8 protein-coding genes are annotated in these 12,929 nt (G+C 63.9%); 7 read left to right on the top strand and 1 reads right to left on the bottom strand.

The annotated features are described in order from the left end of the window. Positions 1-155: 155 nt before the first annotated feature. The 6 genes from lexA (at position 156) to uvrA (ending at position 10,230) form a co-directional block, all read left to right on the top strand. Entirely contained in the window at positions 156-773 is a 618-nt protein-coding gene (lexA, locus tag ACI512_RS21710) for a transcriptional repressor LexA (RefSeq protein WP_034106295.1), read from the top strand. Continuing rightward, positions 773-1,387, top strand: coding sequence for a translesion DNA synthesis-associated protein ImuA (gene imuA, locus ACI512_RS21705; protein WP_012724752.1), 615 nt, complete (start codon positions 773-775; stop codon positions 1,385-1,387). The genes lexA and imuA overlap by 1 nt, the downstream gene beginning before the upstream one ends. 7 nt (positions 1,388-1,394) lie before the next feature. Next, entirely contained in the window at positions 1,395-2,807 is a 1,413-nt protein-coding gene (locus ACI512_RS21700; protein ID WP_012724751.1) for a DNA polymerase Y family protein, read from the top strand. Further along, a complete protein-coding gene (locus tag ACI512_RS21695; RefSeq protein WP_236382989.1) occupies positions 2,804-5,875 on the top strand; it encodes an error-prone DNA polymerase in 3,072 nt (1,023 codons plus the stop codon). Before ACI512_RS21700 ends, ACI512_RS21695 begins: the two co-directional genes overlap by 4 nt. A 126-nt stretch (positions 5,876-6,001) precedes the next feature. Further along, positions 6,002-7,714 (top strand): ATP-binding protein, encoded by a 1,713-nt coding sequence (locus ACI512_RS21690; RefSeq protein ID WP_236382987.1) that lies wholly within the window; start codon positions 6,002-6,004, stop codon positions 7,712-7,714. After that, positions 7,711-10,230: an excinuclease ABC subunit UvrA gene (gene uvrA, locus ACI512_RS21685; RefSeq protein WP_405121329.1), complete on the top strand. Its 2,520-nt coding sequence runs from the start codon at positions 7,711-7,713 to the stop codon at positions 10,228-10,230. Before ACI512_RS21690 ends, uvrA begins: the two co-directional genes overlap by 4 nt. 231 nt (positions 10,231-10,461) lie before the next feature. Here the strand turns inward: uvrA and tkt are convergent, their stop codons facing one another. After that, a complete protein-coding gene (gene tkt / locus ACI512_RS21680; RefSeq protein WP_236381267.1) occupies positions 10,462-12,525 on the bottom strand; it encodes a transketolase in 2,064 nt (687 codons plus the stop codon). Positions 12,526-12,699: 174 nt separating this feature from the next. On the opposite strand from tkt, the gene ACI512_RS21675 reads away from it, so the two are divergent. Beyond that, positions 12,700-12,924 carry a DUF465 domain-containing protein gene (locus tag ACI512_RS21675; RefSeq protein WP_102060728.1) on the top strand — a complete coding sequence of 75 codons (225 nt, stop codon included), beginning with the start codon at positions 12,700-12,702 and terminating at the stop codon, positions 12,922-12,924. The last annotated feature ends 5 nt before the right edge of the window (positions 12,925-12,929 follow it).

The following is a 12,929-nucleotide window of genomic DNA, read 5'->3' as shown; positions in this document are numbered from 1 at the left end:
ATCCCTCGCACTGTGTAGTCAGGCGAGGGACTTTGCGGACCTTTTCAGGGGAGGGGAGTAGAGCTTATCCGGCGGTTATGTGGGATGTTTCGATAACGCTCGTCGGCTTCCAAGCGACTGGCGGCTATTGTCAGAAATTTCCCACAGGAGTACAAATGTACTCCATGACGACTCTGACCCCCCGCCGTACCGCCATCCTGACCTTTATCCGCGACCGCATCGCGCAGCAAGGCCAGCCCCCCAGCCTCGCCGAGATCGCCGAGGCGTTCGGCTTTGCCTCGCGCAGCGTGGCGCGCAAGCATGTGCTGGCGCTGACCGAAGCCGGTTTTATCGAGGTCAACCCCAACCAGGCCCGAGGCATTCGGCTGCTCAACCAACCGGCACGCCCGGAATGGCTGGATGTGCCGGTGCTCGGTCGAGTGGCCGCAGGCTTGCCCATCGGCGCCGATGCTGAAGTGCACAGCCGCCTGCAACTGGACCCGTCTACCTTTGCGAAAACCCCGGATTACCTGCTGCGGGTACAAGGTGACTCGATGATCGAAGACGGCATTCTTGACGGCGACTTGGTGGGCGTACGCCGCAGTGCCGAGGCCTTGAATGGGCAGATTGTGGTGGCGCGCCTGGACGGCGAAGTGACCATCAAGCGTTTCGAACGCAGCGGCGACAGCGTGCGCCTGCTGCCGCGCAACCCCGCGTATCAACCCATCGTGGTCGGGCCCGATCAGGACCTGGCCATTGAAGGCGTGTTTTGCGGTTTGGTGAGGCAAGGTTGATGGGCGCCGTCGTTGCACTGGACACGCTGTTCAATGGCGGTCGCGTGTGGAAAGGCCGGCCCGCCGCGCCCCCGGCCAGTGTCTATCCCACTGGGCTGGCGGCGCTGGACGCGGTGCTGCCCTCGGGCGGATGGCCGGAAGCGGCGTTGAGTGAAATCCTCATGGCCAAGGACGGCGTGGGTGAGTTGCAGCTGGTGCTGCCGACCCTGGCGCGCTTATCAAAGGCAGGCGAGCGCATTGTGCTGGTGGCGCCGCCGTACACGCCGTACCCCCACGCCTGGCAGAACGCCGGGGTGGATTTGCGCCTGCTCTCAGTGATCCAGGCCGAGGAGCGCGATGCCTTGTGGGCCGTCGAGCAGTGCCTGCGCTCCGGCAGTTGCGGCGCGGTGTTGTGCTGGCCGCGCAAGGCCGATGACCGGGCACTGCGGCGCCTGCAAGTTGCGGCGGAAACCGGGCAGACCCTGGCGTTTGCCTGGCGCGCCTTGAGTGAGGCGATCAATGCATCGCCCGCCGCCTTGCGCCTGGCCGTCGAGGCGAAACCCGCGCAAGTGCGGGTGCTCAAGTGCCGGGGCGGGCTGGCCCATCCGGCGCCGATTGCGCTGGCGGGGCACTGAGGTTGCCATGCGCTGGGTGTGTATTGTCTTCCCGCAATTGGCGCTGGACGGGGTGCAGCGTGTGCACCCCGAGCCGGACCAACCCCTGGCCCTGCTGGCCGGCACGCCACAGCGCCGCGTCCTGCAAACCGTCAATGACGCTGCCCGCGCCTTGGGCTTGCGTCCCGGTCAATCCCTGACGGCGGCGCAGGCCCTGACCAAGACCTTTGCCAGCGCCGAATATGACCCCGCCGAGATCGAACGCCACCAACAATTCCTCGCCGCCTGGGCCTACCAGTTCAGCTCCCAGGTCAGCCTGTATTATCCACGGGCCTTGTTGTTCGAAATCGAGTCGAGCCTGGGTCTGTTCGGGCCGTGGCCGCAGTTCGAAGCGCGTTTGCGCAAGGAGCTGGCTGAACTGGGCTTTCGTCACCGCATTGTCGCTGCGCCCAATCCCGCCGCCGCGCGGGCGCTGGCGAATATCGAGGATGGCCTGGCGGTGCAGGATGACGGCTTGATGCAGGCCCTGGGGCCGCTGCCCATTGACCGCGCCGGCCTTGACCCGCAGGCCGCCACGGCCTTGTCGCGCATGGGGCTGCGCACCCTGGCCCAGGTGCAGGCGTTGCCCCGGCACACCTTGGCGCGCCGCTTTGATGCCAGCCTGCTCAAGCACCTGGATGCATTGAGCGGGCAGCGCCCATTGGCCTTGGCGTTTTACCAGCCGCCTGACCGGTTCGATGTGCGCATCGAGCTGAATTTCGATGTGCAATCCCACCAGGCGCTGCTGTTTCCGCTAAGACGTCTGACTGGCGATCTGTCCGCCTTCCTGTGTGGCCGTGACAGTGGCGTGCAACGCTTCGACCTGCACCTGGAACACGCCCAGGCAACCGACACGGTGATCAAGGTCGGCCTGCTCAGCGCCGAGCGCGAGCCGGCGATGCTGTTTGAATTGGCCCGTGGGCGTCTGGAGCACGTCCAAGTCACCTCGCCGGTGCGCGGTGTTCGCCTGGTGGCCCAGGACTTGCCGGTGTTCGTGCCGCAGCGCCAGGACCTGTTCGACGACCGTCCGCAGCAGACGTTGCCGTGGGCGCAATTGCGCGAACGCCTGCGTGCCCGCTTGGGCGATGAGGCGGTGCAAGGCCTGCGTTTTCACGCCGACCACCGCCCCGAATGCGCCTGGCAAGCGGCGACGGATAAACACCCGTGCCCGCCCCTGAACAACGTGCACCGCCCCGGCTGGCTGCTGAGCACGCCCACACTGCTGGCCGAGCACGGCGTGCATATCCTGATGGGCCCGGAACGCATCGAGTCCGGCTGGTGGGACGGCGCCGATGTGCGCCGCGACTACTACCTGATCCAGACCCGCGCCGGCCAGCAAGGCTGGGCCTACCGCACCGTGGGGCAGAACGATGGGCTGTGGCTGCAAGGCTGGTTTGCATGAGCTACGCCGAGCTGCACTGCCTGTCCAACTTCAGCTTCCAGCGCGGCGCGTCCAGTGCGCTGGAATTGTTCGAACGGGCCAAACGCCAAGGCTACAGTGCCCTGGCGATCACCGATGAGTGCACCTTGGCGGGCATCGTGCGTGCGTGGCAGGCGGCGAAGGCCGTGGAGCTGCCGCTGATTATCGGCAGCGAGGTGCGCATCGAGAACGGCCCGAAACTGGTGCTGCTGGTGGAAGACCTCAGCGGCTACCAGCACCTGTGTCGCTTGATCACCCTGGCCCGACGGCGCGCGGAAAAAGGCAGCTATCGCCTGTTGCTGGAGGACTTCGACCAACCGCTGCCCGGCCTGCTGGCGCTGTGGGTGGCCGAGGACAGCGACACCCAGGCCTCGATCCAATGGCTGCGCCGCACCTTCGCCGAGCGGCTGTGGCTGGCGGTGCACCTGCATTGCGGCCAGGACGATGCGCACCGCCTGGAACAACGCCTGAACCTGGCCGCCAGCCTGCGCATTCCGGCCGTGGCCTGCGGCGATGTGCACATGCATGCGCGTGGGCGCCGCGCCCTGCAGGACACCATGACCGCCATCCGTCATCACGTGCCGGTGGCCGAGGCCGGCACGCGCCTGCACCCCAATGGCGAGCGGCATCTGCGCAGCCTCGACGCCCTGGCTGCGCTGTACCCGCACGCCTTGCTCGACGAAACCCAGGCCATCGCACGCCGCTGCACGTTCGATTTGAGCCAGTTGCGTTACCACTATCCACGCGAACTGGTGCCCGAGGGCCACGACGCCGAATCCTGGCTGCGCGCCGTGACCGAAGCAGGCATCGCCCAGCGTTGGCCGCAGGGTGTCGACGCCCACACCTTGCAGCAGATCCACAAAGAGCTGGCGCTGATCAGCGAGCTGGGCTACGAAAGCTACTTCCTCACCGTGCACGACATCGTGCGCTTCGCCCGCAGCCGTTCGATCCTGTGCCAGGGCCGGGGCTCGGCGGCCAACTCAGCGGTGTGTTTTGCCCTCGGGATCACCGAGATCGACCCGAGCCTGACGAGCATGCTGTTCGAGCGCTTCCTGTCCAAGGAGCGCAATGAACCGCCGGACATCGACGTGGACTTCGAACACGAGCGCCGCGAAGAAGTGCTGCAGTACGTGTTCCAGCGTTACGGCCGCACCCGCGCGGCGCTGACGGCGGTGGTCAGCAGTTACCACGCGGCCGGCGCGGTGCGGGATGTGGCCAAGGCCCTGGGCTTGCCGCCGGACCAGATCAACGCCTTGGCCGACTGCTGCGGGCGCTGGAGTGACGACGCGCCGCCCCTGGAGCGCCTGCGCGAGGGCGGCTTCGACCCGCAAAGCCCGATCCTGCGTCGCGTGCTCACGCTCACCCAACAACTCATCGGCTTTCCCCGGCACCTGTCCCAGCACCCCGGCGGCTTTGTGATTTCCGAATACCCGCTGGACACCCTGGTACCGGTGGAAAACGCCGCCATGGCCGAGCGCACCATCATCCAGTGGGACAAGGACGACCTCGATGCCGTCGGCCTGCTCAAGGTGGATATCCTCGCCCTGGGCATGCTCAGCGCGATCCGCCGCTGTTTCGATCTGTTGCGCCGCCATCGCAACCGGGACTTTTCTTTGGCGAGCCTTCCCAAGGAAGACCCGGCCACCTACGCGATGATCAGCAAGGCCGACACCATCGGCGTGTTCCAGATCGAGTCGCGGGCGCAGATGTCGATGTTGCCCAGGCTCAGGCCGCAGACGTTCTATGACCTGGTGATCGAGGTCGCCATCGTGCGGCCGGGGCCGATCCAGGGCGGCATGGTGCACCCGTATTTGCGGCGTCGGAACAAGGAAGAAGAAACCACCTATCCGTCACCGGAGCTGGAGGTGGTGTTGAAGCGCACGCTGGGCATCCCACTGTTCCAGGAGCAGGTGATGCAGATCGCCATGGTCGCTGCCGACTACGGCCCCGGCGAGGCCGACCAACTGCGCCGCTCCATGGCGGCCTGGAAACGCCACGGTGGCCTGGAACCGCACCAGGAGCGCCTGCGCACCGGCATGCTGAAAAACGGCTACAGCGAAGCCTTTGCCGCGCAGATCTTCGAGCAGATCAAGGGCTTTGGCAGCTATGGTTTCCCCGAATCCCACGCGGCCAGTTTCGCCTTGCTGACCTACGCCAGTTGCTGGCTCAAATGCCATGAGCCGGCGGCGTTTGCCTGTGCGCTGATCAACAGCTGGCCCATGGGTTTCTACAGCCCGGACCAGATCCTGCAGGATGCGCGGCGCCATCGTTTGCAGATTCGGCCGGTGGATGTACAGGCCAGTGACTGGGATTGCAGCCTGGAGCCCATCGACGGCGCGCAGCCGGCGATTCGCATGGGCTTGCGCATGATCGCGGGGTTACGCGAAGAGGAGGGTCGGCGTATCGAAACGGCGCGCCAACGCGGGGTGTTCAGCGACATCGCCGACCTGGACGCGCGCGCCGGGCTGGATGCGCGCACCCAGGCATTGTTGGCGGATGCCGGTGCCTTGCGCGCCCTGGCCGACAACCGGCACAAGGCGCGCTGGGAGGTGGCGGGGGTGCACAAGCAACTCGGGCTGTTCGCCGGCCTGCCAAGCCCCGATGAAGCCGTGGTGGCACTGCCGGCGCCGACGGTGGGCGAGGACCTGCAGGCCGACTACGCCACTGTCGGCACGACCTTGGGCCCACACCCATTGGCGTTGTTGCGCACCGAGCTGCGCAAACGACGCTGCCGTAGCTCGCAGGAACTGATGCTGGTCGAGCATGGGCGCAACGTCAGCATCGCCGGGTTGGTGACCGGACGGCAACGCCCCGGTACCGCCAGCGGGGTGACCTTCGTGACCCTGGAAGATGAGTTCGGCAACCTCAATGTGGTGGTCTGGCGTGATCTTGCCGAGCGTCAACGCCAAGCGCTGGTGGGCTCGCGGCTGCTGAAAGTGGATGGGCGCTGGGAGGCGGTGGGCGAAGTGCGACACCTGATCGCCGGGCGCTTGACCGACCTGACGCCGCTGTTGGAGGGGATCCATGTGCGCAGTCGCGATTTCCACTGAAGAGGCCTTGCAGCGGTTGCCACGGATAAGCTATACGCAAATGAAACGATTCATTGCGGCCAGGCTCCAACGTTTTATCAGTGGAACAGCGCTCCCCAACAACGCTAACGTCGCCAAGAGCCCAACATGCAATTTTTATCCAATACCCACGGCTGCGAAGGCTGGGGCGGTGAAATGGCCCAGCGAATCCGCGCCTTCGATTGGTCGACCACCGAGTTGGGCCCGATTGACAAGTGGCCTTGCAGCCTGAGCAGCACGGTGCAGATGCTGCTGGCCTCACCCATGCCCATGGTGATGCTCTGGGGCTCGGTGGGGTACATGATCTACAACGACAGTTACTCCGTGTTTGCCGGTGGTCGCCACCCGTATCTGCTGGGCAAACCGGTGGAACTGGGCTGGCCGGAAGTGGCCGATTTCAATCGGCATGTGCTGGACACGTGCCTTGCCGGTGGCACGTTGTCGTACCGTGACTTTCCCTTGGAGTTGTCACGTAACGGCCAACCGGAAGAAGTCTGGATGGATCTTTCCTACAGTCCGGTGGCTGACGACAACCAGCAACCCGCCGGCGTCCTGGTGATCGTGACTGAGACCACCGAGCACGTAAAATCCGAGCGTGTGCGCCAGGAACTGACGCACAACCTGGAACAGCGGGTCGCCGACGAAGTGCAGGCGCGTTCTGCTGCCGAAGACCAACTGCGCCAATCGCAAAAACTCGAAGCCATCGGCGGCCTCACCGGCGGCGTGGCGCACGACTTCAATAACCTGCTGCAAGTCATCGCCGGCAACCTGCACCTGCTGTCGCGCCATGAACCGGACAACCCCCAGGTGCAGCGTCGTGTTGCGGCGGCCATTGCGGCGGTGGAGCGTGGTGCCAAGCTGTCGTCACAATTGCTCGCCTTCGCACGTCGCCAACCCTTGTCACCGGCGGTGTACAACCCGCAACGCATCTACGCGGGCCTCGGCGAACTGCTGCAACGGGCGCTGGGGGAAACCATCCATATCGACGTGCAATTGCCCCAGGACTCCTGGTGCATCAACGTTGACCGCAACCAGCTGGAAAACGCACTGCTCAACCTGGCCATCAACGCCCGGGATGCCATGAAAGGCGAGGGCGTGATTCGTATCACCGGCGAGAACATCATCCTCAATCCCGGCGATTGTGCCGGTAAAAGTATCAAGCCCGGTGAGTATGTGCGCCTGGCTGTCACCGATATCGGCGTAGGAATGCCGCCGGCGATCCTGGCGCGGGTATTCGAGCCGTTCTTCACCACCAAGCGCAATGGCCACGGTACAGGCCTGGGCCTGAGCATGGTGTTTGGCTTCGTGCGCCAAAGCGGTGGGCATGTCGAGGTGTGGAGCGAGGAGGGCAAGGGCACGGTGGTGCAAATGTATTTCCCGCGCAGCCTCGGTGAAGAAGCTGAGGAAGCCCACGCCGAGCCGGTGTCGCATGCCAATGGCCACGAGACCATCCTGGTGGTTGAAGACAATGAAGACGTGCGCGCGACGGTCGTGGAGTTGCTTGAACAATCGGGTTACACCGTGCTCACGGCCGAAGACGGTGACCGTGCGATGCACATGCTGCAGGCCGGCGTGCAACCCGAGCTGATCTTCACCGACGTGGTGATGCCCGGCCGCATCAAGAGCACCGACCTGGCCGCCTGGGCTCGTGCGCAGACGCCGCCGGTCGCGGTGCTGTTCACCTCCGGCCACACCCGCGACATTCTCTCCAGCAATCACCTGCTGAGCCCCGATATTCACCTGTTGAGCAAGCCCTATAGCCCCGAAGCCCTGGCGCAACGGATACGCAGCGTGCTCAGCGTCAGACAAGGTTGTTCATGACTTCACAGCGCACTCTCCCCCCGATCACTGCCCAGCAGCACGGCTTCGTCCGCGTGCGTGGCGCCCGCGAACATAACCTGCAAAACGTCGATGTGGATATTCCCCGCGATGCCTTGGTGGTCTTCACCGGGGTGTCGGGCTCGGGCAAGTCGTCCCTGGCTTTTTCCACGGTGTACGCCGAGGCCCAGCGGCGGTATTTCGAATCGGTGGCGCCTTATGCGCGTCGGCTGATCGACCAGGTCGGGGTGCCGGATGTCGACAGCATCGAAGGCCTGCCGCCCGCCGTGGCCCTGCAACAGCAGCGCGGCACGCCGAGTGCGCGCTCGTCGGTGGGCAGCGTGACCACCTTGTCGAGCTTGATCCGCATGCTGTACTCCCGCGCCGGCAGTTACCCGCCGGGTCAAGCGATGCTGTATGCCGAGGATTTTTCGCCGAACCTGCCCCAAGGTGCGTGCCCACAATGCCATGGCCTGGGCCGTGTCTATGAAGTGACCGAGGCGCTGATGGTGCCCGATCCGTCGTTGACCATCCGCCAGCGCGCAGTGGCGTCCTGGCCGCTGGCGTGGCAAGGCCAGAACCTGCGCGACATCCTCGTGACCCTGGGCTATGACGTGGACATTCCTTGGCGCGAGCTGCCGAAAAAGCAGCGCGACTGGATCCTCTTCACTGAAGAAACCCCCACGGTCCCGGTGTACGCCGGTTTTACGCCCGAGCAAACCCGCGAGGCGTTGAAACGCAAACTCGAGCCTAGCTACCAGGGCACCTTCAGTGGGGCGCGGCGCTATATCCTGCACACCTTCACCCACACCCAAAGTGCGCTGATGAAAAAGCGCGTCTCGCAGTTCATGCAAGGCAGCGCCTGCCCGCTGTGCGAGGGCAAGCGGCTGACCAAGGCGGCGCTGTCGGTGAAGTTTGCCGGGGTCGACATTGGTGAGCTGTCGCAATTGTCGCTGGCGCAATTGGCTGAATTGTTGCGGCCGGTGGCGGCGGGGCAGGACAAAATGAAACTGTCGGTGGAAAAGCGCCTGGCCGCGCAGCGTATCGCCCAGGACCTGCTCGAGCGGGTCAGCACCTTGACCGAGTTGGGCTTGGGCTATTTGTCCCTGGAACGCAGTACGCCGACCTTGTCATCCGGTGAGTTGCAGCGCTTGCGCCTGGCGACCCAATTGGGCTCGCAGTTGTTTGGTGTGATTTATGTGCTGGATGAGCCGTCGGCGGGTTTGCATCCGGCGGATGGCGAAGCGTTGTTCACGGCGCTCGATCGGTTGAAAGCGGCGGGTAATTCGCTGTTTGTGGTGGAGCATGACCTGGAAACCATGCGCCGCGCCGACTGGCTGATCGACGTCGGCCCGGCCGCCGGTGAACACGGCGGGCAAGTCCTGTACAGCGGTCCGCCGGCGGGGCTGTCGCAGGTGGAGGCGTCGCAGACCCGTGAGTACCTGTTCGCTGAAAAACGCGTGGCGAATCCGGTGTGTCGCGAGCCCACGGGCTGGCTGAAACTGGAAGGTGTGACGCGCAATAACCTCGACGGCTTGAACGTCGATTTCCCGCTCGGCTGCTTCACGGCAGTCACCGGGATTTCCGGGTCGGGCAAGTCCAGCCTGGTCAGCCAGGCACTGCTGGAGCTGGTGGGCAGCGGGCTGGGACGTGTGCTGGAAAGCGACGAAGAGCCAAGCCTGGAAGATGACGCCCCGCAAACCAGTGGTGGGCGTATCAGCGCGGGGCTGGAGCACATCCGCCGCCTGGTGCAGGTCGACCAGAAACCTATCGGCCGCACGCCGCGCTCCAACCTGGCGACCTACACCGGTTTGTTCGACAACGTGCGCAAACTGTTCGCCGCCACACCTGCAGCGAAGAAGCGCCACTACGATGCCGGGCAGTTCTCCTTCAACGTTGCCAAGGGCCGTTGCCCGAACTGCGAGGGCGAGGGGTTTGTCAGTGTTGAATTGCTGTTCATGCCCAGCGTGTACGCGCCATGCCCGACCTGCCATGGCGCGCGTTACAACCCCGAGACCCTGGCGATTAAATGGCAAGGCTTGAGCATCGCCCAGGTGCTGGGGCTGACGGTGGAGCAGGCCGTGGAAGTGTTCGCCGAACAGCCCGGCGTATTGCGTTCATTGCAGGTGCTGCGCGATATCGGCTTGGGGTACCTGCGCCTGGGGCAACCGGCGACCGAACTGTCCGGCGGCGAAGCGCAGCGCATCAAACTGGCCACCGAGCTGCAACGCAATGCCCGAGGCGCCACGCTGTATGTGTTGGATGAACCCACCACCGGGCTGCACCCACGGGATGTCGACCGCTTGCTCAGCCAGTTGAATCACCTGGTGGACGCGGGGCATACGGTGGTTGTCGTGGAACATGAAATGCGCGTGGTGGCGCAGAGTGACTGGGTGATCGAGATCGGACCGGGCGCGGGGGATTTGGGCGGCAAGGTGGTTGCCAGCGGTACGCCGCAGAAGGTTGCTAAAAGCAAGACCAGCCGCACCGCGGCATTTCTGGCCCGAGAGCTGATCTAGCAATCAAAGCAGCTCATATGTGGGAGGGGGCTGGCTTCACCAGTAGACCCAGATTGGGTGATCGATATCGGCCCGAGCGCTGATCCAACAATCAAAGCAAATCAAATGTGGGAGGGGCGGTGCGACGATTCGACTTGCTCCCGATAGCGGTGTGTCAGTCAACTCCTAAGTGCCTGGACCACTGCCATCGGGAGCAAGTCGAATCGTCGCACCGCCCCTCCCACAGGTTGATCACTGTTGAGTCAGGTGGATTTGTGCCTTGGCCTGCTTCACCACGTTGTCCACGGTGAACCCAAACTGCTCCTGCAGCTTGGCCAACGGTGCCGATGCGCCGAAGCTGTTCATGACCACCTTGGCTCCGGTTTGTCCGACGTAGCGGTCCCAGCCCAATGGGCCTGCCTGTTCCACCACCACCCGTGCTTTCACCGCTGGTGGCAGCACGCTGTCGCGGTAGGCTTGGTCCTGTTCTTCAAACAGTTCCCAGCTGGGCATCGAGACCACTTGCGCGGCAATCCCTTCGCTTTTCAGTTGCTCGTAAGCGTCCACCGCGAGGCTGACTTCACTGCCCGTCGCCAGCAGCAGGACCTCAGGATGATCGGCACCTGCGAGCACATAGGCACCCTTGGCAGCACCCGATGCGGCGGCATACTTACTACGATCCAGCGTAGGCAATGGCTGACGCGACAACACCACACAACTCGGCCGATGGGTTTGCGCCAGTGCTACTGTCCACAACGCCAGCGTTTCATTGGCATCGCCTGGGCGAAGGGTCAGCAACCCCGGCGTGGCGCGCAGTTGCGTCAGATGTTCGATAGGTTGATGCGTCGGCCCATCTTCACCCACACCGATCGAGTCGTGGGTGAAGACAAACACCACCGGCAACTCCATGATCGCCGCCAGGCGGATCGGCGGCTTCATGTAGTCGCTGAACACCAGGAAGGTCGAGGTGTACGGGCGCAGGTAGGACAACGCCATGCCATTGGCGATGGCGCCCATGGCGTGTTCACGGATGCCGAAGTGCAGGTTGCGCCCCGTGTAGTCGTCAGCGCTGAAGCGCCCGGCACCCTCGAACGTGAGGTTAGTCTTGGTCGAGGGCGACAAATCCGCCGAGCCGCCCAGCAACCATGGGATTTGCTCGGCAAACGCGTTCAGCACCTTGCCGCCAGCGGCACGGCTGGCGATGCCCTTGGCGTCGGCGTCAAAGCTGGGCAGGTGTTTGCGCCAGTGTTCGGGCATTTCCCCGGCCCGCATACGGCGCAATTCATCGGCCAGTTCCGGCTCGTACTGCTCAAGCTGCGCCAGGTGCTCGCTCCACTTTTCATACAGCGGCTCACTGCGATCCAGCAGCGCATCACGCAAGTGCGTGCGGGCGTCATCGGGCACCAGGAAGCTGGAGTCCTCGGGCCAGCCATACGCGGCCTTGGTCAGGCGGATTTCATCCTCGCCCAAAGGCTCGCCATGGGCGGCGGCCGTGTTGTGTTTGTGCGGTGAGCCATAGCCGATCACGCTGTCGACCACGATCAGGGTCGGTGCGCCACGGTTGCAATGGAAGGCCTCCAAGGCATTGCCCAAGGCTTGCAAGTCGTTGGCATCGGTCACGTGCAGGGTGTGCCAGCCATACGCCTGGAAACGTTTGATCACGTCTTCGCTGAACGCAAGCTCGGTGTGGCCTTCGATGCTGATGGTGTTGTTGTCATAGATCCAGCACAGCTTGTCCAACTTCAAATGCCCGGCCATCGACGCCGCTTCGCCGCTGATGCCTTCCATCATGTCGCCGTCGCCGCACAGGGTGTAGACGTTGTAGTCGAACAGGGTTTTTTCTTCACGGTTGAACCGCTTGGCCAGCCAGCGCTCGGCAATGGCCATGCCGACGCTGTTGGCACAGCCCTGGCCGAGCGGGCCGGTGGTGGTCTCCACACCGGTGGTCATGCGGTACTCGGGGTGGCCGGGGGTTTTCGAACCCGCCTGCCGAAACTGCTTGATATCGTCCAGGCTGACAGCGGCCTGGCCGGTGCGCTCGCCATCAGCATCCAACTCCACCACGCCTGCCAGGTGCAGCAACGAATACAGCAACATCGACGCATGACCGACCGACAATACAAAACGGTCGCGGCTGGGCCAGTCGGGGTGTTGGGGGTGATAGCGCAGGAAGCGACTCCACAGCGTATACCCCACGGGGGCCAGGCCCATGGGCGTGCCGGGATGGCCGGAATTGGCTTTTTGTACGGCATCCATGGCCAGGGTGCGGATTGTGTTGATGCATTGGGTGTCGACGGCGGTGGCAGCTTGCTTCATGAACCGGTCTCCCTCGGGTGGCGATCTACAGTGGAGGGCACAGTGCGCCAAAGGTTTGATCCCATCGCCTGTGTTGCGACGAACGGGGATGTATTGACCTTGAACATGACAAGACCCCTCGCAATGGTCTAGCTTCTAGGGCGTAAGCCATTGATCAACTTGCGGAGGTACGCCATGCCAGTGAAACACGACCTGTATCAGGACTTGGGGTTCAGCAAGGAAGTCGTTCACGAACGCAGGGCAAATGACAAACGCCTGGACTCGCTGCTCACTCAATACGACGACGCTGACAAGGAGGTACTGAAGGCAGAATCAGCAAGCGCCGGCGATGAAGAGGTGGAGAAGCTGAAGAAGAAACGGTTGTTGATCAAAGACGACATTGTGTCGAAGTTGGGGTAGGGGAT

Source organism: Pseudomonas petroselini (genome assembly GCF_045037875.1).
Lineage (GTDB): Bacteria > Pseudomonadota > Gammaproteobacteria > Pseudomonadales > Pseudomonadaceae > Aquipseudomonas > Aquipseudomonas petroselini.
The sequence above is the reverse complement of the archived record's forward strand: the minus strand, read 5'-3'. Positions and strand labels throughout refer to the sequence as shown.

What these genes read in the sequence shown, in the direction of transcription:
- lexA (WP_034106295.1), top strand. Translation starts at nt 156, where the DNA reads ATGTACTCCATGACGACTCTGACCCCCCGCCGTACCGCCATCCTGACC.
- imuA (WP_012724752.1), top strand. Translation starts at nt 773, where the DNA reads ATGGGCGCCGTCGTTGCACTGGACACGCTGTTCAATGGCGGTCGCGTG.
- ACI512_RS21700 (WP_012724751.1), top strand. Translation starts at nt 1,395, where the DNA reads ATGCGCTGGGTGTGTATTGTCTTCCCGCAATTGGCGCTGGACGGGGTG.
- ACI512_RS21695 (WP_236382989.1), top strand. Translation starts at nt 2,804, where the DNA reads ATGAGCTACGCCGAGCTGCACTGCCTGTCCAACTTCAGCTTCCAGCGC.
- ACI512_RS21690 (WP_236382987.1), top strand. Translation starts at nt 6,002, where the DNA reads ATGCAATTTTTATCCAATACCCACGGCTGCGAAGGCTGGGGCGGTGAA.
- uvrA (WP_405121329.1), top strand. Translation starts at nt 7,711, where the DNA reads ATGACTTCACAGCGCACTCTCCCCCCGATCACTGCCCAGCAGCACGGC.
- tkt (WP_236381267.1), bottom strand. Translation starts at nt 12,525, where the DNA reads ATGAAGCAAGCTGCCACCGCCGTCGACACCCAATGCATCAACACAATC.
- ACI512_RS21675 (WP_102060728.1), top strand. Translation starts at nt 12,700, where the DNA reads ATGCCAGTGAAACACGACCTGTATCAGGACTTGGGGTTCAGCAAGGAA.